Source organism: Mucilaginibacter rubeus (assembly GCF_003286415.2).
GTDB classification, from domain to species: Bacteria; Bacteroidota; Bacteroidia; order Sphingobacteriales; family Sphingobacteriaceae; genus Mucilaginibacter; species Mucilaginibacter rubeus_A.
Window position 1 is genome coordinate 4,214,317 of the sequence record NZ_CP043450.1, and the last position, 22,733, is coordinate 4,237,049.

Genomic DNA, 22,733 nt, shown 5'->3' on the forward strand with positions numbered 1-22,733 from the left:
TGCTAATAAAATTAGCAAAATGAAACATATAAGCATAGCCGATCAACTCCTGATTTTTAGCCGTTATATTGGTCAGCAGGTTGTAATCATTAGTTTATTAAATAACAGCGACGTTAATATCGGTACGCTTATAGGTGTAAAACATAATGCCATAGCTGTTAATATTGATGATGTGATACGCTGGATCCCGCTTTATGATAATTTCAAGCTTTGCGAAATTAAACTGCTTCTGAAGCCATTAAAGAAATTAACGCCCGAAGTTGTTTCTGCTGCCAATGATCTCCCGGTAAAAGCATTCATCACCCCGTATTACCAGCAACAGGGTTATGACATGCCTGTTTTTATTGAACCCGGACACCCCTGCAATTGCAAATATGTTCAGGAAATTGAACTGGCAGACTACCGTAGCCCGACAGAAATATTCCGGCAAAACGCCTTATTACATGCTTTTGAATCGGCATAAATGCTTCATGGTACGAATATTGCTCATTTTGCCTGTTGTCGACCGTTAAATTTTCATATAGTCGTAACAAAATCAAATAATTAATGTCAACTTCATACTAATGCGCTTTATTTGCGTTATTGTTTGCAAGAAACAGAATGAGCCGATCAAAAAAATTAAATATATTACTTCCCATCATATCCCTGCTTTTTATGGGAGCCTTTGCCAAGCACAGGCTACTCGACAAGCAGGATATTACGGGCACCCTCAATAACAAGGAGATGGATGAAACTTCGGGCATTGCGGCCTCATCCATCAACCCGGATACCTACTATGTACATAATGACAGCGGCGATACCAGCCGTTTTTTTGCAATAAGTTCCGGAGGCAAATTAAAATCAACTATCTATTTTAAAGGTGATAGTATCCACCAGCTTGGCGTACAGGATTGCGAAGATATAGACGTTGGCCCGGGCCCGGAAAAAGGCAAAAGCTACGTTTACATTGGCGATATAGGCGATAATGCGCAAAACAGGCCATTCATTACGATTTACCGTGCAATCGAAAAAAAATCGTGGGCTACAGACAACACTGCAAATGTAAATACCCCGGTTGCGAGCGCAAACTTTAAATATCCCGACGGCCCTAAAGACGCGGAAACCTTGATGATTGACCCTATTGATAAGCAATTGATCATTGTTAGCAAAAGAGGTGATACCGTTGGCGTTTATACTACCCCATTAAATTATAAAGCCAATACAACAACTGTATTAACCAAACGCTGCAAACTTTTCTTTTCGGGTTTTAAGCCTTTTAAATGGATCACAGCCGGTGATATCTCCAAAGACGGGCAACAGATACTACTGAAAAGCTACGACAAGGTTTACTATTGGCGCCGCCAGCATAACGAGCCTATTTGGGAAACCATGGTTCGCCAACCACGTGAATTGGAATACAAAGTTGAAAAACAGGGAGAGGCTATAGGTTTTCAGCCCGATGGTAAAGGCTATTACACCACCAGCGAGGGAGTTTTTGCGCCAATATATCATTACGATGTACCGAATTGATCCACGGTAATCACAACATAACAAAATGGCCTTTATCTATTCGACAAAGGCCATTTTTGCTATTTATAGAACACAAACGTCATTGCGAGGCACGAAGCAATCCCAAACTATACAGGGCGAACCTGCTACAGGGGATTACTTCATACCTTATAATGACGTGTGTTCATATTTGTTTCTTCTCAATTTCTTTACATCACCCGTATAAGCTTAACGCCATGTGGTGGTATTTTGAAAGTATATTTATGATTAACTGCTATCAGGTATTTCTGCTCCCAGGCATCGCGTGCTTTGGTGAAGCCATTTAACAACTTGTCATTAGCATCAAGGTTAACAGTTTGGTATTTGTCAGATGTATTGAAGAAACCTATAGCCTTTTCGCCTTTGGTAAGTTCCTTTACCCAAATCTGCTGCTCATCCGTTTTAGAAACCTGCCTCGCGCCTTTACTTAAAGCATCCTGATCTATGGCCAACACTTCATCATTGGTCAATAAGCTAAGTGTAAACCTGTCCAGGTGTCCCATATCGCAGCCAATTAATAAAGGCGCTGATAGCAAGCTCCATAAACTGATGTGAGTATATTGCTCATCGTAAGTTAAGCGGCTATTGTGGAGGCTTGGGCCCCATCCTACTTTACCCACCACCAGCATATCCGGATCATTAAAATGTCCCGGACCGGCATAAGGTGACGCAGGATCTTGTCCAAAACCAATATCGCTCATACTTCTCCAGGTATCCTGTATGTCGCCGGTAGTACGCCAGCTGTTACCGCCGGTTTCGGCACCCCATTTCCAAACATCGCCCCAACCATATTGGCAAAAACTAAACATGATATCGCGGTTTACCTTGTTTAATGATGAGCGCATCAGTTCATAAGGTTTTTTAAGCGCAGGCAGGTCGGGATGTGGCGGAGTAACTTCTGAATATGAACACCAGTCGTATTTCAAATAATCAAATCCCCAGTCGGCATAAGTTTTGGCATCCTGGTCTTCATGCTGCCAGCTGCCTAAAAAGCCACCGCAGGTGCGTGGACCTGGCGATGAGTAAATACCGGTATGTAAACCAAGGCTATGCACATAATCCGTTAAACCTTTCATATCGGGGAATTTGCTGTTAGCTACAATAGCGCCATCAGCAGCACGGTTTTCGGCCTCCCATCCGTCGTCAATATTAATATAGTTCCAACCATAAGCGCTCAATTTATCTGACATTTCTTTAGCCGAGATCTTTACTTTTTCATCATTTACGCTTAAACCCCAGGCGTTCCAGCTGTTCCAGCCTAAAGCCGGAGTAAGGCCAATTTTATCACCAATGCTAATGGTAAGCGTTTTTGTTTTGTTACCTAATTTATTGGTAACAGTAAGCGTTACCGGGTAATCACCTTTCTGGTTTACCACACCTGTAATGATGCCGGTCGCGGCGTCAAGTTTTAAACCCTCCGGCAATCCATCAGCTTTATAGGTAAGCGGCTTTTTACCGGTGGCCGGGATCAGATACAGGAACGGGTTTCCCGGCCTCGCACCATAAACATCGGCACCGTTAATTTTTGGTTTAGCCGATGGATAAGGCGTAAGTACATAAGGAGTTGTTTCGGTTCTGACAATCTCCTTACCCGATTTTTGATCGTTGAAAGTATAGGTAATGGTGTACGATTTTTTAGCTAAACGGGCAATCACGAACGAATACGTGAATGGCTTACCAGCAGTAAAGTTTGCAGGGTTAGATTTTTCGTAGATCACCGCACCGGTTTCCGGATCGGTCACCTTAAAAGCCAAGGTTCCCTGGTATTGATACTTATTGGTGGTGATCAGTTTAACCGCTTTGGCCAGGCTGTTATTTTCACCGAAAGTAAAATCGCCATCGGTATTTACCAACACGTGATCCATTACATCGGCCATGCCAATACTAAAATTATCACCATAAATGCCACCATCACCACCGGTATCATAAATACGAATGGCCAGCACATTCTCTTTATCCCACAAAATAGCAGGATCGGAAGCTGAAATATTATAAGTGCGCGGACCGTAATTGCCATCTTTGATAGTTCCGCTTCTACCGCCATACTTAGCGATCAGCTTTCCGTTCAAATATACCTCGTCATTATCATCAACACTGGCCAGGTTTAACCTCAAACTATCTTTTAAATACGCCTTTTCTTTGAGTGATGAAGGGATCACCACATGAATACGATACCAGCCAAAACCATCATAATTTGGATGCCCTTGTGGCTCCCAGGAATGGGCGACATCAATATTCTGCCAGTTTTGATCGTTAAACGTTGGCGACGACCATTGGGCAGAGTCGCCCACGGCAAATTTCCAGCCCTTGTTAAGCTGAACATCCTGTGCCGAAGCGGCCAGGCAACTACCGCCCAGCAAAAGCAGCACGGTAAAAATCTTTTTTATCATTATAGGTTGTTTAATAGTGTATAGCGAAACAGGATTTCGCCAGGTTAGTGTATGCTTTTTAAAGGTACAATCATTTTGAATAATTAGAAATGTATTGTTAACATTTATATTAAATTACATACTAATCACCTCATAAATACATTTAAAAGTAAAAAGTCTGTCTCACAGTCATTCTACAACCTTTATAGTACAGTTTTTGCCATGTAATTATCAAAGATACCGACGGTAAACTTAATGTACAGTTTACATTTTGGTTTAATATCGATGATACATTTACCATTGAAAACAACAGCTATGAAAAAGACTATTTTAACCTTAGCCCTTGTAACAGTTTGTTTTGTGGCATGCTTTGCAGCCATTGCCGGAATGGCGGGTAAATGGGAAGGTAAACTTGAAACAGAAACCGGCGAGGTTTATCCGTTGCTTTATAATTTTCAGATAGATGGCAATAAGCTTACTGGCACTGCCAAAACTCCTAAAGGTGACATGCCTATCGAAGATGGCAAAATAACAGGTGATAGTCTTAAATTTACAGTTAGTATCGAAAATATTCATATAGCCCACACAGGTAAATTTTATGGCGATTCTGTTGGTGTGGATATCGAGGCTAACGGTTCAAAAGCACATAGTACTTTAAAAAGAGCTCAATAGCCCTAACTTCTCCAATTTCAAGGATTATATGATATTTAAATCACATAAAATATCGTGTAATCATTTCATCCTATAAATCAAGGTTCTTATATTTATCTCAACCAAAAATTCACATTTTATGAAAAAGATTTTTACTACTACTTTACTGGTAAGCTGCTTTTTGATTTGCCTTGCAGCTATAGCTGATTTAAATGGCAAATGGTCAGGTAAACTGGTTACAAGCGATGGCCAGGAATATCCATTATTATACAACTTTAAAGTTGACGGCGATAAATTAACCGGAACAGCTTTAACCCCAGAAGGTGATGTAGATATTAAAGAGGGCAAAACCAACGGCACCGACTTTTCATTTACCGTAGCTACCAGCGGTATCGTGATCCCACATACCGGTAAATTCATGGGCGATTCAATCAGTGTTGAACTGGATATCAACGGTTCAAAAAGCAGCTCGGTATTAAAAAGGCCGGTTGAGAAGAAGTAATAAAACACCATGGTCATGCCGAACTTGTTTCAGGATGACTCTGGCACGATAAAAAGAAAAACCTTACCCAACCGGTAAGGTTTTTCTTTTTTATTTAAACTTAAAGGCAACAAAATTGTATATAGTTTAAAATTACTGCATATAGGCATCTGCTTAAACTATATCAACAATGAAAAAGGAGTTCCTGGCGATTAGTGCGTTTGTTATTATTACCGTTTTTAGTTTTATTTCAATGGCCGATATCAACGGCAAATGGATAGGTTCATTAAAGCTGCCCGGCGATGACCATTTTCCCTTAAGTTATACTTTTAAAATAGACAGCGGTAAACTCACAGGTACAGCCCATGCCCCACAAGGCGATGTTGCCATTACCGATGGCATGATCAACGGCGATAATTTTTCGTTCAGTATCCCGGTACCGGGCGGCAGTTCGCCCCATACCGGTAAGGTTTACCAGGACTCTATCGGCATGAACCTGGTTTACAAAGGCCAGCACATGCATGCTACGCTGAAACGGGGACAATAAAGTCTTAAGTCGAAAGTCTTAAGTCGCAAGTTAGTTTCGAATGGAGACTTTGGACTTCAGACTTTTGACTTAGAACTTAAGCCTACCGACTTTTAACTAAAGTTGCGTATTAAGATTGCAGGGGTTACCTTTGCGCCATGCTGCAACGTATTACAGCCTATTTAATCATCTTTTCACTGATAACGGTCAATTTCTCGCGGTTATTCATTTTCGCGGGTTTTGAACTGAACAGGAACTACATTGCCACCAAGCTTTGCGAAAACAGGAACAGACCCTGGCTGCATTGCGATGGTAAATGTTACTTCGCGAAAAAGATCAAACAGGCAGAGGACAAGCAGGCCAGCGACGAAAGGCAGTCGCAAAAGAGCCTCTTTCAGGAGGTTTATGTCATCAGTTCAACTGATGTTAAATTCCACTCCAGCCTGTTGCAGGTTATTTCAACCCCCTACACCCCAACCGTACCGGCCGATCGCCCGGTTACGATATTCCAGCCTCCCCAGTTAGGATAATCATTTCATTTTTATTGGTTTTTGATTGATGGTGTAGGATAGCTATGTCAGTTATACAGCTACAACTATGCTGTTGTTATATCTACGTGGTAATTGCGCACGTATGGCATATATCCATTCCCTAAATCAAAAAACAATTGTCATTGGATTTGAAAAATGACAATCGCGTCCCTGTAGACTGAATCTGCATAGTTCGCGATTGCTTCGTCGTTCCTCCTAGCAATGACATATAGTACCCTACTCTACCCATTTTTTACACCGGGAGGCAACTCCTGTAATACTATATAATGAAACGATATTTAATCCTACTTATAACTTTTATACTTACTAAAACACTGACTTACGGCCAAACAACACTCCAGGGTACCGTTACAGATGCAATTACCCATGAGGCCATCGCAGGCGCATCTATCTGTAAAACTGATGCTAAAACAGGCGAAAAGCTGGGCATGACCAATGCCAAAGGTCATTACAGTATCAATGTACAAGGCATCACCCAAATCAAATTTGCCATGGTGGGATACAGCGCCCGCATTGTTGAAGTATCTGTCGTAAAAGGCCAAAAACTTGACGTAGCATTAGAGCCTTCAACTGTGGATTTGCAACCTGTTGTAGTAACGGCCAGCCGTGAAGGGCAGGCAAGGCAAGACGCTCCTATTGCCATCAGCAAAATTAATTCAACCCAGATCAAGGATACCAAAGCCACAGCCCTTTACCAGTTGCTGAACAAAGTAGCTGGCGTTTACATGGTGAACCTGGGCAACGAGCAACATACCATGGCTATTCGCCAGCCTATTACTTATAATGCGCTTTATTTGTATATGGAAGATGGTGTACCTATTCGCCCTACAGGGATCTTTAACCATAACTCGCTTTACGAGATCAACATGTCGGGGGTTAAAGATATCGAGGTGATCAAAGGACCGGCATCATCACTTTACGGCAGTAACTCCATCGGCGGCGCGGTTAATTTTATTACCCAGGGACCGCCTACCGGTTATGCAGGCAATGTTTCTGTTCAGGGTGATAATTACCATTACCGTCGTGTAGATGCTGATGGTGGTTTCACGCAAGGTAAGTTTGGCTTGTATTTAGGTGGCTATGTAGCCCACCAGGCTGATAGCTGGCAGGATTATTCTGATTTTGATAAATATTCGGCCAACTTCAAAACTACTTACGACTTCAGCGCCAAAACCAAGCTCACAACCTCGGCTGCATATAACTATCTTAATACCCAAACCCCCGGTAGTTTAGATAGCGCCCGTTTTTATGACCGTAGCTATGGATCAAACCAGCGCTTTACTTATCGTAAGGTAAAATCGTTCCGTGCCAGTACACGTTTAGATCATCAGTGGAATGATAAGAACAGCACTTTTGTAACCCTGTTTTTCCGCGGTAATTCAACCGCGCAACTGCCAAGCTATTATATATCTGATGTTCGCGATGCCAACGGTGTTTACAAAAGCAGCAACGGACAGGTGAACGATCAAAAATTTAACAGCTACGGCTTACTGGCACAGCACCGTGTTGATTTTGATTTCCTGCACTCAAGGTTGATTGGTGGTGTTTATATGGATGACAGCCCGAGCTCGTACTATGCTCAATACCTTGATATCACCAAAGATGTAGCCAACAACTATTACACCAGCTTCAACAATACCGGCAGATACATTGATAATTACAAGATCAAATTATTCAACACAGCTGCTTACGTTCAGTACGAGATTAGGCCTGTAGAAGCTTTACGCATAGTAGGCGGTTTACGTTACGACAGGGTTCATTATAATTTTGACAATGAGATCCCGGCAGGGCAAACCAAATACAAACAGCAGGAAACCAACAATTTTAATATTGTGGCCCCCAAGCTGGGCATCACCTATAACTTTGGTAACAACAAAGGTATTTATGCCAACTACAGCGTAGGTTTCCAACCACCAGAAACCGGCGATTTATACAGCTCTCGTCAGCTTACACAACTTAAACAAGCTACTTTTGATAATTACGAGGCAGGCGGCTGGTTCTCGGCCTTTAACAAAAAGCTATACTTTGAGCTGAGCATATTTGATCTGGAAGGCCATAACGAGATCATTAACCAGTTACTGCCTGATAACACCACCCAAAACCAAAACGCCGGTGCTACACGTCACCGCGGCATCGAATATTCGCTTACCGTAGCCCCTGTTAAAGAGCTAACCTTCAGGTTTAGTGGCACCAATGCCAAACATACATACGTTGAGTACAGCGAAGTAACCACCAATTACACTACGGGCGCCAATACGGTAACCAATTATGATGGCAAACGCATGAATAATGCTCCGGCCTGGATAGCTAACTCCGAGCTTACGTACAAACCGCAATACCTGCCCGGTTTCAGGATAGCAACAGAGTGGCAGCACATTAACCAATATTTTACCAACCCAGCCAATACCAAAACTTATTCGGGTTATGATATCTATAATCTGCGTTTAGGTTATGACGTAAAAAGCAGCGTATTGAAAGGTGCGGGCATCTGGTTCAATGTATTGAATTTAACCAATAAGCTTTATGCTACAACGGTAACCAGCAGCCAATACGGCGATACTTATAACGCCGCGCCGCCGCGTACATATACCCTTGGCATCAGTTATTCATTTTCAAAATATTGATCATGGCATCAGCAGCAGTAAAAAGCAAGTTTTATAAATGGCACCGGGTGTTGGGCTTAATAGCCCTCATCCCGGTAATATTCTGGACATTGAGCGGGCTTTCACACCCGTTCATGTCTAACTGGTTCAGGCCATCTATTGCGGAGGAGGTGTTTAAACCATTGCCGCAAAGCCAGATGAAACCGGTACTAAGCATTCAGCAGGTGCTGGATAAAAACAGCATTACAGCTATCCGGAATTTTGTCCTGGTTAATTTTAATCATAACACCTATTACCAGGTTTTGGATAAAGATAGTGTGTACAATTATTACTCGGCCAATGATGGCGTATTGCTAAAAGATGGCGACAGGTTATATGCCACTTACCTGGCACGCTATTTTACGCAGGATTCGACATCCAAAATCAAAAAGATAGATTACCAGACAACCTTTGATGGGCAATACCAGCCCATCAATCGCCTTTTACCTGTCTGGAAAATCAGTTTTGACCGCCCGGATGGGATGGATATTTACATTGAGACCTCGCAGAGCCGCATGGGCACGTTCAATAATAATACCCGTAAGGTTTTCCTGTGGCTGTTTGAGCAGTTTCATACCTGGCAGTTTTTGGCCGAGATTGGCGGCGATACTTTCCGGAATGTAGTGTTGCTCATCATCATGACAGTGATGTTATTTGCCTTGATTAGCGGCCTCACTGTTTATGGTTTAATGTGGAAGAAATTTAAATCCATCGCTCAAAAGCGTAAAGAAAATGATAGCGAGGATAAACGCGTAGTATATCGTTATCACCGGCAAATTGGGATTATCGTTTCCTTTGTGATGTTTACGTTTGTGATCAGCGGTGCATTTCATCTTGCGGTAAAGTTGCATAATACCGAAACACCTAAACCAGATTACGGGCGGATTATAGACATGAAACAGTTAGCGATATCAAATTTACAACTGCCTATTGCCGATAGTCTTGTAAAAAGACTGGCCATAGTAAGTTTTAATAATAATACTTACTACCAGGTAACCGATAACAAAAAGCGGATTTCCTATTTCAATACCTTTACCGGTAAAGAACAAATTAATGGCGACGAGGACTATGCCCGCTTTCTGAGCACCTATTATCACACCCATCAAGATCCTGATAAGTTTTATGGCCGGGTAAAAGTTAGCCAGGTAAAGCAGTTTGATAACGAGTATGGGTTTATCAATAAACGCCTGCCAGTTGAGCGGGTGGGCTATGCCGATGGCAGCAATTGGTACATTGAAACAACATCGTCAAAACTGGCTACAAAAGTTGCAGGAATTGACAGGGCCGAGGGGCTTTCTTTTATATTTTTACACAAGTATTTCGGCATGACCTGGGCGGGTAAGGATATCCGTGACATTGTGAGTATGCTGGCTGCCTTAGGTGTGCTGGTAGTATCATTATTCGGCCTTGCCTCATTCGTTAAAAACAAATAATCAATGAAAAAAAGCTTTATCATTTTGGCTTTAGCCAGCCTTGCACTTGGCGCCTGTAGTAGCTCGGTTAAAAGCACCGGCAAAACCGACAGTACCGCCACCGTAAAGAAAAAAGGTAAGTACACCTGTACCATGCACCCCGATCTTACTTTTGATAAACCTGGCACCTGCCCTAAATGCGGCATGGCTTTGGTTGAAAGGGATACTATAGAGGATGAGAAATAATTTCTTTTAATTCTTTTCCAACTCGTCATTGCGAGGCACGAAGCAATCCCCGGCAGTACAGGGACACCTGCACAGCCGCTCTGTATATTGAGGATTGCTTAGTACCTCGCAATGACGCTTTTTGGGCGTTTTTGAAAGTTCGTAACAATCACCCGGTTTACCGGTCTCATTCCTACAAACAAATCAACTTATCCGCGGTTATACCCCTTGTTACAAATAAATCATTAATTTTGGCGCTGATGAAAAAGGTGGAAGTATTAAAACTTATTGACTTGGTTGAAGAGATCAAGAAACTTGATGAACTCATACAACAAAGTCGCAGTAAGAAAACTTCTGATTTCGTGATCAATCAATACGAGGCTAAAAAGCTTAAGCTCATCGGCTCAACCATTACTGAACTGGCCTCTGCCCCTATTCAATCCATTGAAAGCTATCAGCTTATTCAAAAAATCCTGAATAAGTATTACCCTAATGTGTCTGAAGATAGCCTGCTCAGCAATGATGATATCAGTAAAATAGCGACAGCTATTTAATAATGCTGTTTATTAAAATGGCGGGTAAATAGATGCCGTTTGCTCCAGCGATTCGTCTCCTTTCCAGAAAGTAGTACCGGGATGGAAATGTTTCCATGAATGCCAGTACTCCTGGTAAGCCTGTATTTTGGCAAGGCGCTGCCCTTTTTGCAAACCGGAAAGGCATAAACCATCCCAATCCCAAACCGAAGCTGTTTCTTCATCGGTAAGCATACCTTTATCGTCCAATTTAAAATGAAGCGTTTTGCCGTTTACCGAAGTATTCCAGGCGTGATAGCTTAGGCTATCCTTTTCAATACCAATAAGTAGCGAGCTTTTGTTTAATTCGTCGTTAAGCAGGCGTTTGGCATACATGTGGCGCCAGTCGTAGGCTTTCGCTTTTCCGTTGATGATCACCCCGATAATCCAGCTTTTGCGCATCAGGGAATCTTTATTTTTTAAAGTGCTGTCGCGATCAACAAACTGTACACGGTCATAGTTTTTCAAGTCGGCATAATCGGCAGTATATAACCTGTCAGGCTGCAGAATAAGTGTTTCGGGATGTTTCTGTAACCACGAAGCAAGCGTCATTTGCTCATAGGGTAATTCGGTTAATTGCTGCCCTTTAAGCTTACCAACAGCGGCGTTACCAGTAGCCTGATACCACCATGTTTTTGTGCTTTCGTCCTCAATAATAGCGTTATAATGCCTTGCCCCCACCAGTCTGAAGTTTTGCCTCACTCCGTTGATAAGCGGACTGTAAACCCTGCCGGTACGGCACATTGTACAGTAGGTAACCAATACAGGTTTATTACCCACCTCATCCTGTAACTTATGATGATAACCGAGATAAATGAGTGGGTAAGCCTTTGCCACGCCGTTACTTACTACACCAACCACCAGGTAGTTTAGTGGCACATGGTTGCTCAAACCGTTTGCAAAAACAGCTTTTTCTGTTTCTTTAAACATGGTTTCGGCTTTATACATATAATCGGTGATGTAAAAGCTGCCTAAACAAAGTACAAAAACAGCAGCTTTAACGGCCTTTTGTTTAAAGGTATTTTTATTGTAGAATTTAAACAGGTACCAAACAATAAACAACATGCCGATCAGGCGCAGGGGCATAACTATTTTTTCAAGATAATAACAAACAGTTATGGCATTTAGATCCTGACTGCCGGGAAAAGGCATTAACAGGTAAGCATGAATAAGACCCGGCACTACCAGCAGGATAACGCCTATCCAGAATATTTTAGCACTGTTCCATCTCATGCTTAGTCAATAAATCTTGAGCAATGGGTTTAATCTCAAAAAGTTTATAATCGGTTTATAATTTCCTAATTTATAAAAATTTACAAATACAAAAAACTATCGCTGAAATAAAAAAACAATTAGATGTTAAGGGGAGGCTTTTAAATTTTACTTTGCCCTTACGGGGATAGCACCTGTAGCTATTAAATTTGTTTAAACACTAAATAAGAAATGATGAAAGTAGAAATATGGTCGGACGTGATGTGCCCGTTTTGTTATATAGGCAAACGCAGGTTTGAGGAAGCACTTGCCGGATTGGACGGAAAGGATCAAATTGAGATTGAATGGAAAAGCTTCCAGCTCAATCCCGATCTTAAAACCAACCCCAACATCAGCATTAATCAATATCTGGCCGATATAAAAGGCTGGACACTTGATCATGCCGAACAGATGAATAATCATGTTACCCAAATGGCGGCTCAGGCCGGCCTTACCTATGATTTCAGCAAATCGGTAGTAGCAAACAGTTTTAACGCGCACAGGCTGGCTCATCTGGCAAAAAAACATGGCCTCGGCGATGCTGCTGAAGAGGCTTTATTTAGAGCATATTTTACTGAAGGCCGCAATATTGATGACAACCAAACCCTTATTGAACTGGGTACAGCCATAGGCCTCAACGCCGATGAAATTAAACTAACGCTTGAAACCGACAGCTATGCCGATGATGTAAAACATGACATTGCAGAGGCTCAATACTTAGGCGTACGCGGTGTTCCGTTTTTTGTAATGAACAGAAAATACGCGGTTTCCGGCGCGCAGGAAGTAGCGGTTTTTAAAGACACACTTACCAAAGCTTTTGCCGGCTGGCAGCAAGAAAACCCCAAAGCTGCATTTGATATTATCGAAGGAGAATCATGCAGTCCGGATGGAGACTGTGAATAATTGAAAAGGTTGTAAACTTTTCTTAACAATATTTGTATCAAATATTTTCAAATACACGTACAAAGGGCTAAACTATTTATATTTAAGGCATTAAAACTATTGCTTAGCCCTTTGTATATGAAAAAAATCTACTATAAAGTATTTACCCTGCTTTTAATAACCGCTTCTGTAAGCAGCTGCAAACTCGATCCCCCTCTCGGACCCGACAAAGAAACCAAGGCTATTGATGTAAGTCCTACTACAAATACAGGGACTGGTACTGGCACGGGAACTGGTACTGGAACGGGTACTGGAACGGGTACTGGAACGGGTACTGGAACTGGCACAGGTACTGGAACTGGAACCGGTACAGGAACAGGAACTGGCACAGGTACAGGAACTGGTACCGGGACAGGCACGGGAACTGGCACAGGAACCAGTACTGCCGACGATGGTTCTGATTACCCGGCTGCTGCGCAGGGAACAATTTCTTACCGGGTTGATGGCGGTGCCACAGTTGTTAAAAATGGCCCTATGCTCACGTCTATCGATCAAAGTCCGATATCTACTACCGGAACTACTATGATTTCATACATTAATGGCAATGGCTCAGATATATTTCAAATAGGTGCCAACACATTATCTGCCGGAACCTTCGACATTACAGCTATAAATGCCGATGCGCCGGGAACTTTTTGGGGCGGTAAAATTAAATTCACTACGCTAAACCATTCAAGCCCTACCAAAGGGAATGCAGTGGGCACGTTTAAAGCTGAATTTAAGGATCTGGGTACTGGTGATATGCATACCATTGTTGGTTCATTTAACATAAAAGGCTAAAATAAACCGAGGCTATATTATCTGGAGGCGGTCATTTATCCCTAAAACGGTTAAAATGACCGCTTTTGCTTTTAACAGGGCGCTTAACTCACCTAAAAGTAAAAAACGATTTAGCTTAGTAAAAAGTATAATTAATTACCTTATATTTGTGCAGCCTATCCATAGTGTCAAAATGACACTATGGATACTATTTTAACATGAACAACTTACCCGATTCAAAAGATACCATCAACAAACTTACGCTGCGCATTGCCGTGGGGGCCATGTTTTTTATGGCGGGATTAAGTTTTTCAAGCTGGGCATCGCGCATTGCTACCGTTCAGCAAAATATGGGCTTATCCGAAGCCGGTTTAGGCGCTGTATTATTCGCGTTGCCGGTTGGGTTAATGTGTTCCCTGCCCTTCTCAGGTTGGATCATTACCAAAATAGGCAGTAAAAAACTGGTTATTGGTGCTCTACTTGTTTATGCTATAGCACTGGTAACCTTAGGCCTGGCGCAAAATACCTTCCAGCTTATCATATGCTTGCTGTGCTTTGGTTTTGCAAGTAACTCTGTAAACATAGCCGTAAATACGCAGGCTGTAGCTACCGAGCAGCTTTACCAACGGCCTATCATGGCATTTTTTCACGGCTTATGGAGCCTGGCCGGTTTTACCGGTGCCGGTATAGGCACTTTTATGATAGCCAAGGGGATTGCCCCATTTCATCATTTTTCACTAATGCTGGTAGTGATTGGCATTGGTGTTGCAGTAGCAGCCCGTTACCTGAAAGATGATAAAGTGACTGATGCGGGCCCCGTATTTGTAATGCCGGATAAATCACTTATCAAATTAGGTATTATAGCTTTCTGTTCGATGATTTGCGAAGGGGCTATGTTTGACTGGAGCGTGATTTACTTTAAGAAGGTTGTACTTGCTCCGCAGGCATTGGTTGGTATAGGATTTACCACCTTTATGTTCACCATGGCGGGCGGGCGCTTTGTTGCCGACTGGTTCGCGCATAAATTTGGCTTGAAACGCACCTTGCAGGTAAGTGGTTCGTTAACTGCTACAGGGTTGTTGATAGCAGTCGCTTTCCCTCATGTTTATACTGCCATGGCGGGTTTTTTACTGGTTGGCGCTGGTGTATCATCAGTAGTACCAATGGTTTACAGCGCGGCCGGCAAATCAAAAACTATGCTGCCGGGAGTAGCTTTGGCAGCGGTATCGACCATTGGTTTCATGGGCTTTTTAGTTGGCCCGCCGGTTATTGGTTTTATAGCAGGTATTGCCACACTAAGGGCTTCATTTATCCTGATTGCCTGTATGGGAATCTCGGTAGTTGTGGTATCAACCATGGCTAAAATCGATTCGGATAAAACCCAGGAAAAATTGCCCGACGAAACAGCAACCGTTGATTTTAGCCCTCCCGTTCCAGATCCTCAGCGGCAGGATTAAGCAGGTATTCAAATTGCTCATATCCGTTATGAAAAATAAACTTCAGCCTTTCCTTTGGTAAATTAATATCCAAAGCCATCAGCGCCAACGTTTCGGGCAGGTTATCCCTGATCAGTTTCAGATCGGTAACGTGGGGCATCTCTACAAAAATATCATCTCCCTGCGCCTTTATTTCCCAACCGTGTATATGGGCGTTTTGCAATGTATTTATCCATTTTTGCTGATAGTTGTTCATAGCTGATATTTTATTGGTAAATACTTTATTGCCGTTTTTTGTTTTACCCGGATCATAACCGAAAGGCCATTTCGCCAAAAAATCAAACTTAATTTCTTACTTTAGGTCATCTATGAAACAAAGCTACCCTATTGATAAAATTACACAGCCGGTAAGCAAATTCATAAACCAGGAACATACCGGCGGCATAGTACTTTTCATCAGCGTTATCGTAGCCATTATATGGGTAAACTCGCCTTTTCAGCATAGTTATCATGAGCTTTGGGATCTCAAACTGTCCTTAGGTTTTGATAAATATGCTTTAGACCATCCCCTGCACCTCTGGATCAACGACGGCCTCATGGCTTTGTTCTTCTTCGTGATTGGCCTCGAACTGAAACGTGAGTTTATGGCCGGCGAATTGTCCTCTATAAAAAAAGCATCACTCCCTATGTTTGCCGCTTTAGGCGGAATGCTGGTACCTGCTTTGATCTTCTTCCTTTTCAACGCAGGTAAACCATCGGCCCATGGCTGGGGCATCCCGATGGCTACCGATATTGCTTTCGCATTGGCCTTATTGTCTATGTCCGGCAAACATATTCCCTCGTCGGTAAAAGTTTTCTTGTCTGCATTAGCAGTAGCCGATGACCTTGGGGCTGTTTTGGTTATTGCCCTGTTTTATAGCAGCCACATAGCGCTTATGCCGCTTACCGTTGGAGTTTGGTTATTGGTACTGCTACTTATCGGCAATAAAATGGGGATCAGGAGTACGGCCTTTTACCTTATCATAGGTTTTGCAGTTTGGATAGCCTTTTTACTTTCGGGCGTTCATGCAACCATTGCGGGTGTACTGGTAGCCTTTACAATACCCGCGCGCACCCGCATCAACGAGGCAAGCTACGCTCAATCGGTAAAACAATACCTGACCGATTTCGAAAAACAAATACCCAATAACAGCACCCTTATTACTCCCGAACAGCACCATCTGATTGACAACATAAAGAAACTAAGTCTTGATGCCGAAACTCCTCTTCAAAAAATTGAGCATGCACTGCACCCCTGGGTAGCTTTTGTAATTATGCCGCTTTTTGCTTTAGCTAACGCGGGGATTGTGATTGGTCATGACTTTTTTTCGTCGCTTATTAATCCGGTGAGCATGGGTGTAACCATTGGCTTGCTTGCCGGTAAGTTTACCGGCGTATTGTTATTTACCTGGCTCATGGTAAAGTTTGGCGCTCAACTCCCCGCAGGTTCAACATGGAAACAAATGACCGGCGTGGCTTTATTGGCAGGAGTCGGGTTTACCATGTCGTTGTTTATCTCGGCACTGGCTTTTGACCAGGCCGAAATGATTGATCAGGCTAAATATGGAATCTTGTTAGCTTCATTATTAGCAGGAATATCGGGATTGGTTGTTTTAAAGCAGAAAGCGTAAGGCTAAAAGCAAAACGCCTTCTTTTTGCTATGAACCATCATCCATGAACCATGAACTAATATTTCCAGTTCGGCTTACCGTAAATACCCAGCGGAGCTATGCGATTTTGAAAAATGGTTTGCGGACTGTTATAAAACTTTATAAAATCATAGGCACTGGTTTGGCCGGGATAAGGCACATAATAATGATGATCATTTCCGTTGCGCCACGCCATTACATATGAAACTTTATGTTTAGCGAGGGTTTTCAGTAACACATCTGTCCACCAGTTAGCCATGGGAATACCTTCATAGCCGGTTTCGGGCAGGCATGATATTTTACGATGCTTAGCAGCAATGGCATCAATAATACCCAGGCGTTTATCCAGTTTAGTTTGGTAACCATCTACACTTTGTGTGCAATAATTATCGAAACCTATAAAATCGGCATAAGCATCGCCCGGATAGCGTTCCAGAAACTCATCTTCCGATTCAAAATCAGCCGCCGAAAACACAATGAGCAGGTTGTGTAATTTCCTTTTATCCCGCAAATAATCGATGGTAAAGCGCCACAGCGTTTTAAACTCCTCGGGCGTGCTGGTATTTTTGCACCACCAAAACCAATTGCCCGTAAGCTCGTGAAAGGGGCGGAACACTATCGGGATCGCTTCGCCCTCAGAACCTTTCATATCGGCCAGGTAGTTTGCAGCCCGATCCAGACAGGCAACATAAACACTATTAAACGCACCACCAGAAATCAAATCTTTAACCGTATGCTGCGTTGTATCCCAGGCCGTTTTACCATTGGCAGGGTTATCCAGGTGCCAACAGAAAGTATTGATACCTCCACGCGCGTAAACATCTTTTACAAACTGCTTTTGCTGTTTAAAAGCAATACCGTTAATATCGTGAATACTATCATGCTCAATCCGGGCCAGGTCCCAGCCATACATCGCCGGGTATGATCCGGTAACGCTTTTCACATCTGAACGACCAGCGTCATCGCGCCAACCAACACCATAAGTCAAATCATCATGATGACCAAATATGACACCCACGTTTAACAAACGCTGCATACTATAGAAAAGCTGCCGGGTTTCGGCAGTGGCTTTTTTATCAGCAGGTTCAAATAGTTGCGCATTGACAGTTGAACTACTAACCAGCATGCATAAAATAATTATTCCTTTAAAAAAACTATTCATTGGCACTTATCTTCTTATTGATGCTTATGATTCAGCATTTGAAATTAAAGCTTTCCGGCTAAACTTCTGCCCGTATTATTTCTTATCGGCTACCAAGAAGACCACCGCCCTTGCCGGCACATTTACTTTGATGCCACCACTGGTAGCAGTTGAGCTTGCGGCGATGGTTTTATAATTTGAAGGGCCTCCGTACGCAATGGCCGGGCCATTATCATTCACCATTACCTTAGTCGAAAACTCGCCGTTATCTGTACCTCCTTTTAGGGTGTAGTAATAGTAATTATTGCCTGTATAATAGTTTTTAAAACTGATATTCACCACCTGGTCGGCTGTGCTTTTATTAACCAACACCACACCTGCTTCGCCCGAATTAAATGACGAGGCATAGCTTACAATATCCGAACTTCCGCTTACCGACGAACTGATCATCCTGTCGCCGAAGAACTTCTGGAAATAGTACATATAATAAAATGCCGGGCGTGGCGTAAAATCCGGTGCATCGGGCTGTCCATAGCTAAACAGGCCATGATCGTCACCAGCAGGCGTGGTGCTCCAACCGTTTGCCAGGTCCCATCTGCTGGCCTGCCCGTACTGGTCTTTAATAATTTCGCCTAAAACCATTACAGCATGTACACCCGCAATGTTGGAAATCTGCTGCTTTGAGCCCGACGAAAATATATTCCATTCGGTAAGCGCTATCGGTTTCTGCAGCACTCCTGCCATTTGTATGGCCCCTTTAACATAATCCATCATTGTTTTTGATGATGCCGGAGCAGTATTAAGTATAGTTAAGGCGTTTGAGTTTTCATTATAGTTGGTGTAGTAGTTATGAACTATAAAAAAGTCGGCCTTGTCTCCTATCTGCCCCAACACACCGGGATTCCAGTTAGCTACAATAGTTGGATTTGAATTATCGGCACTTTCATGCAGCACAGCGCCAATTTTTATGATTGCACCGATATCAGCGGCAGCTTTACGCATCGAATCGGCAAAAACTTTAAAATGCCTCCCGTACAAATCGCCGGTAATAATCGCAGGCTGCCCGTCCTTGTTTTTGCTTACATCAATACGGTAACAGGCTTCCCAATTGCCATAACACTCATTGCCAACCTCCCAATATTTTGTTTTACCCTTATCATAACGCACCCACTGCGCAGCAAGATGCGCCGCGGTAGCAACAGGATCATCGCTGGTACCATACCTTGCATAGGCATAATTTACCGTGATAATACCGGTAGTATTTGTTTTTTGAAGCAGATTGTAATAATTGCTTAAACTCAACGACCAGCTATCATTCACATTACCACTCCAATAACCCGTTCCGCTATCAACCGAACCATCCGCTTTCAAAGGATGATCGGGCACATCAGCAGGTTTGGCGGAAGCGGCCAAATCCCAGAAATAGATGTCCGAGATACTTCCCCCCGGTGCACGGATAATATTTGGCGACAAGTTAGCAATATTGGTTACAGTACCGGCATCGGTATACTGCCCCGTAAAAGGGTTGATATTATTGCCGAACAGGTATTTAGACACTTTTGAAACCACCTGGCTAAAATCGGCAGTAACAGTTATTGAGGTACTGATTGTTGGCTTTGCGGCATCAACAGTAGCCGGTTTAGTGAAGGTTTTACCTTGCCAGTCGTCAAGAAAAAAACCTTGTGTTGCAGCTACTGAAGGATCAGTTGGCGCTGTGATAGGCCCGGTAGCGCCGCCATTACCCTGGTCAACAACAACCGGAGTTGGATCAGGCGCGGGCTTGTTGCCTTTTTTACAAGCCATCATCACGAGGGCAAAAGGCAAAACCGTTATGAACATCTTTATTAATTTCATTTCAATGTTTTTATCCGTTTAATAATTTCTATACACGCCCGGCTGTTATGATATGGGCATTTCCAGAGACCGGCTTTATCTTCGCCGGGCATAATGCTACCATCTGCTTTAATGCCCCAAAACCATTCGCCGTTTTGTTTATCTAATATTTTATCTTTTACAAAAGCCCAGTTATTGAGGGCAACCTGAAGGTATTTTTCATTACCGCTCACCTGCCATGCATTGTAAAAACCAACTATAGCTTCGGCCTGTACCCACCAATGTTTTTCTTCAATGAGATGATCTTCTACCGGCTCATATTCATACCATAAGCCGCCATCTGCATCCAAACCTTGCATAGTTGCTTCTGCTATCGCGATGCAAACGTTATTGATCTTTGCTATCATTTCATTGTTACCGATAACTTCGGCAGCCTCCAGCAAAAGCCAGGTAGCCTCGATATCATGTCCATACGATACCGTATCCGAGCGGCGGTTCCAGTCCTCATCAAAAAACAGCACAAGGTGGCCCGTTACAGCATCAATAAAATGATCAAAGAAGTTATTGATCAGGGTTTCTATCTGCGCTTTAAGTCCGCCATCAGGCCAGATGCGGTACAGGTTGGTATAAGCTTCAAGTACGTGCAGGTGGGTGTTCATGGTCTTTTTTTCGTTGGCATCCTTGGCGCTCAGCCGCAAATCACCAAGCGGTTGCCAATCGTACGTGAAGGCTTCGAAGTACCCGGTTTTGTCCTGATCATAACTTTTAGCTACCAAAAGCTGATACAGACCGATGGCCTCTTCCTTTACAGTTTCAAGCTTTGAGGCGATATAGTATTCACTTAGCGCATAAATAACAAAGGCATTGGCATATACCTGTTTCTTGGTATCGAGCTTACCGCCTTTATAATCAACTGACCAGTAAACACCACCAAACTCATTATCAACAAAGCATGTTTTGATATAATCATATGCCCTGCCGGCTGCCCGCAGGTAATCCCCTTGGGGGTTTTGATTATAAGCAACCGAAAAACTCCACAGGATTCTGGCGTTTAACACCGAACCTTTGGCCGCGTATGCTGTAACCTGGTTATCATTATCAATCTTGCCCCAAAAACCACCATTCACTTCATCAACTGTATAATTGAGCCAATAGCTAAGGATGTTTTTTAATTCATCTGTTAGCTCGTTGCTGAAGGTATTAAGCCGATCTTCTGAAATGATGTTTAATGATTGAGCCATATTATTTATCGTAGTTTACAGGCACACGCCTCCCATAACAGCTTTTTAGCATGCTGTTAAGTAGTGTTAGGTTTTAGATGTTTAGTAATTGTGAGAATACATTATTTGCGCAGAGAACACACCCCTACCCCCCTCTCGAGAGGGGAATCGCACCACCCCTGCTCGAAAGGTTTATTTTATAGCCATATTTTAAACTCCCCTCTTGAGAGGGGGCGCATTGGGCACCGTTGTGGCAGGGGTGTGTTCTTCGTGCGAAAACACCGCTCTTTCCGATTTCAGCTTCAGGCGCTGGCTTCCTGTAACTGACCCAAACCTTTGTTTTTATCAATGATGTTATATACCGCCTGTACCGACGAGGCCGAACGCAAGCCATCAGCAGGTGTATTCATCGCATAATCAATCAACTTATCAACTGTAGTGGTAGCTACATGCATGCGGGTATCAGATGACGCATAATAAACATATACCGTTCCGTCCTCATCGGTTATCCAACCATTGCAAAACACCACATTTGATACATCGCCTACGCGTTCGTCACCAACCGGGGCCAGAAAGTATCCTGCGGGCTGATAAATTACCTTGGTAAGGTCATGCAGATCGGTCATAAACAGATACAGTACATAGCGTAAACCCGCGGCAGTGTTACGTACGCCATGAGCAAGGTGCAGCCAACCTTTTGCCGTTTTGATTGGCGCAGGCCCTTGACCGTTCTTGGCTTCGTAAACTGTATGATAACTTTTGTTATGAATGATGGTTTCTGTATCAACTACTGCGTTCTCCATAGTATCGCACAAGCCAAAACCTATGCCACCGCCGGTACCGGCGCTTATAAAACCATCCTGCGGACGCGTATACAAAGCATATTTACCGTCGACAAATTCAGGGTGTAAAACCACATTACGCTGCTGGGGCGAATTGGTTTTCAGATCGGGCAGGCGCTCCCATTTTACCAGGTCTTTTGTACGGGCAATACCGCAGGCTGCAACCGCCATCGACTGATCATGTGATGGGGCTTCAGGGTCACGGCGCTCGGTACAAAAAAGCCCATAGATCCAACCGTCCTCATGCAGGGTAAGGCGCATATCGTATACATTGGTATCCGGATCTTCGGTTTGAGGCAACTCGATAGGGTAATCCCAGAATTTAAAACCATTGATACCATCTTCACTCTCAGCTACAGCAAAAAACGATTTACGATCGGCCCCTTCAACGCGGGCTACCATAAGGTATTTGCCGTTAAACTTTATAGCTCCGGCATTAAATACCGCGTTGATACCAAAGCGCTCCATTAAATGCGGATTGGTTTTGGCATCAAGATCGTACCGCCACTCAAGCGGGGTATGGGCGGCTGTAAGCACAGGATATTTAAACCGGCTGAAAATACCGTTGCCAGTTTCCTCAACCTGATTTTTCCGGTTAATTAATTGCTCTTGTTCGGCTTGTAATTGGCTTAGTCTTTGGTTAAATTCCTGCGTCATATAATTTT

General features: G+C 43.1%; 21 protein-coding genes. 14 read left to right on the forward strand and 7 right to left on the reverse strand.

All coding sequences use genetic code 11. The features are described 5' to 3' along the window. Positions 1–19: 19 nt before the first annotated feature. Together DEO27_RS16490 and DEO27_RS16495 are read left to right on the forward strand one after the other, a co-directional pair. Positions 20–463 carry a hypothetical protein gene (locus DEO27_RS16490; protein ID WP_112567936.1) on the forward strand — a complete coding sequence of 148 codons (444 nt, stop codon included), beginning with the start codon at positions 20–22 and terminating at the stop codon, positions 461–463. Between the two features lie 137 nt (positions 464–600). After that, on the forward strand, positions 601–1,509 hold the full coding sequence (locus DEO27_RS16495; protein ID WP_112567934.1) for a hypothetical protein: 909 nt from the start codon (positions 601–603) through the stop codon (positions 1,507–1,509). Between the two features lie 188 nt (positions 1,510–1,697). Here the strand turns inward: DEO27_RS16495 and DEO27_RS16500 are convergent, their stop codons facing one another. Continuing rightward, the gene (locus tag DEO27_RS16500) at positions 1,698–3,917 is read right to left on the reverse strand and encodes a putative Ig domain-containing protein (protein ID WP_112567932.1); all 2,220 of its coding nucleotides are present in this window, start codon (positions 3,915–3,917) and stop codon (positions 1,698–1,700) included. Positions 3,918–4,211: 294 nt separating this feature from the next. Here DEO27_RS16500 and DEO27_RS16505 point away from each other — a divergent pair, with 294 nt between their 5' ends. The 8 genes from DEO27_RS16505 to DEO27_RS16540 all read left to right on the forward strand — a co-directional run bounded on the left by DEO27_RS16505 (position 4,212) and on the right by DEO27_RS16540 (position 10,938). After that, the gene (locus tag DEO27_RS16505; protein ID WP_146749972.1) at positions 4,212–4,568 is read left to right on the forward strand and encodes a glycoside hydrolase; all 357 of its coding nucleotides are present in this window, start codon (positions 4,212–4,214) and stop codon (positions 4,566–4,568) included. 118 nt (positions 4,569–4,686) lie between these two features. Next, positions 4,687–5,049 carry a glycoside hydrolase gene (locus tag DEO27_RS16510; protein WP_112567928.1) on the forward strand — a complete coding sequence of 121 codons (363 nt, stop codon included), beginning with the start codon at positions 4,687–4,689 and terminating at the stop codon, positions 5,047–5,049. Positions 5,050–5,218: 169 nt separating this feature from the next. Further along, complete coding sequence (locus DEO27_RS16515; RefSeq protein WP_112567926.1) at positions 5,219–5,575, forward strand: hypothetical protein; 357 nt, start codon at positions 5,219–5,221, stop codon at positions 5,573–5,575. A 137-nt stretch (positions 5,576–5,712) separates the two neighbouring features. Continuing rightward, on the forward strand, positions 5,713–6,084 hold the full coding sequence (locus DEO27_RS16520; protein ID WP_112567924.1) for a hypothetical protein: 372 nt from the start codon (positions 5,713–5,715) through the stop codon (positions 6,082–6,084). 287 nt (positions 6,085–6,371) lie between these two features. After that, complete coding sequence (locus tag DEO27_RS16525) at positions 6,372–8,729, forward strand: TonB-dependent receptor (protein WP_112567922.1); 2,358 nt, start codon at positions 6,372–6,374, stop codon at positions 8,727–8,729. A 2-nt stretch (positions 8,730–8,731) separates the two neighbouring features. Next, a complete protein-coding gene (locus DEO27_RS16530) occupies positions 8,732–10,180 on the forward strand; it encodes a PepSY-associated TM helix domain-containing protein (protein ID WP_112567920.1) in 1,449 nt (482 codons plus the stop codon). Between the two features lie 3 nt (positions 10,181–10,183). Continuing rightward, positions 10,184–10,405 carry a heavy metal-binding domain-containing protein gene (locus DEO27_RS16535; protein ID WP_112567918.1) on the forward strand — a complete coding sequence of 74 codons (222 nt, stop codon included), beginning with the start codon at positions 10,184–10,186 and terminating at the stop codon, positions 10,403–10,405. Positions 10,406–10,644: 239 nt separating this feature from the next. After that, positions 10,645–10,938, forward strand: a complete 294-nt coding sequence (locus DEO27_RS16540; protein WP_121809395.1) for a hypothetical protein — start codon at positions 10,645–10,647, stop codon at positions 10,936–10,938. 12 nt (positions 10,939–10,950) lie between these two features. Here the strand turns inward: DEO27_RS16540 and DEO27_RS16545 are convergent, their stop codons facing one another. Then, entirely contained in the window at positions 10,951–12,189 is a 1,239-nt protein-coding gene (locus tag DEO27_RS16545; RefSeq protein WP_112567914.1) for a DUF3179 domain-containing (seleno)protein, read from the reverse strand. A gap of 210 nt (positions 12,190–12,399) precedes the next feature. Here DEO27_RS16545 and DEO27_RS16550 point away from each other — a divergent pair, with 210 nt between their 5' ends. From DEO27_RS16550 to DEO27_RS16560, 3 genes are all read left to right on the forward strand, one after another. Further along, positions 12,400–13,110, forward strand: a complete 711-nt coding sequence (locus tag DEO27_RS16550; protein ID WP_223817969.1) for a DsbA family protein — start codon at positions 12,400–12,402, stop codon at positions 13,108–13,110. A 117-nt stretch (positions 13,111–13,227) separates the two neighbouring features. Beyond that, the gene (locus DEO27_RS16555; RefSeq protein WP_112567910.1) at positions 13,228–13,929 is read left to right on the forward strand and encodes a hypothetical protein; all 702 of its coding nucleotides are present in this window, start codon (positions 13,228–13,230) and stop codon (positions 13,927–13,929) included. A gap of 197 nt (positions 13,930–14,126) precedes the next feature. Continuing rightward, entirely contained in the window at positions 14,127–15,365 is a 1,239-nt protein-coding gene (locus DEO27_RS16560; RefSeq protein WP_112567908.1) for an MFS transporter, read from the forward strand. Here the strand turns inward: DEO27_RS16560 and DEO27_RS16565 are convergent. Continuing rightward, positions 15,328–15,678 carry a hypothetical protein gene (locus DEO27_RS16565; RefSeq protein ID WP_112567906.1) on the reverse strand — a complete coding sequence of 117 codons (351 nt, stop codon included), beginning with the start codon at positions 15,676–15,678 and terminating at the stop codon, positions 15,328–15,330. The genes DEO27_RS16560 and DEO27_RS16565 overlap by 38 nt on opposite strands. 34 nt (positions 15,679–15,712) lie before the next feature. Here DEO27_RS16565 and nhaA point away from each other — a divergent pair, with 34 nt between their 5' ends. Beyond that, positions 15,713–17,014: a Na+/H+ antiporter NhaA gene (nhaA, locus tag DEO27_RS16570; protein ID WP_112567904.1), complete on the forward strand. Its 1,302-nt coding sequence runs from the start codon at positions 15,713–15,715 to the stop codon at positions 17,012–17,014. Positions 17,015–17,069: 55 nt separating this feature from the next. Here the strand turns inward: nhaA and DEO27_RS16575 are convergent, their stop codons facing one another. The 4 genes from DEO27_RS16575 to DEO27_RS16590 all read right to left on the reverse strand — a co-directional run bounded on the left by DEO27_RS16575 (position 17,070) and on the right by DEO27_RS16590 (position 22,725). Next, the gene (locus DEO27_RS16575; RefSeq protein ID WP_112567902.1) at positions 17,070–18,194 is read right to left on the reverse strand and encodes a glycoside hydrolase family 26 protein; all 1,125 of its coding nucleotides are present in this window, start codon (positions 18,192–18,194) and stop codon (positions 17,070–17,072) included. Positions 18,195–18,269: 75 nt separating this feature from the next. Further along, on the reverse strand, positions 18,270–20,027 hold the full coding sequence (locus tag DEO27_RS16580; protein ID WP_112567900.1) for an alpha-L-arabinofuranosidase: 1,758 nt from the start codon (positions 20,025–20,027) through the stop codon (positions 18,270–18,272). After that, positions 20,024–21,247 carry an AGE family epimerase/isomerase gene (locus tag DEO27_RS16585; RefSeq protein WP_112567898.1) on the reverse strand — a complete coding sequence of 408 codons (1,224 nt, stop codon included), beginning with the start codon at positions 21,245–21,247 and terminating at the stop codon, positions 20,024–20,026. The genes DEO27_RS16580 and DEO27_RS16585 overlap by 4 nt, the downstream gene beginning before the upstream one ends. A 281-nt stretch (positions 21,248–21,528) precedes the next feature. Further along, positions 21,529–22,725 (reverse strand): glycosidase, encoded by a 1,197-nt coding sequence (locus DEO27_RS16590; RefSeq protein WP_112567896.1) that lies wholly within the window; start codon positions 22,723–22,725, stop codon positions 21,529–21,531. Positions 22,726–22,733 lie beyond the last annotated feature (8 nt).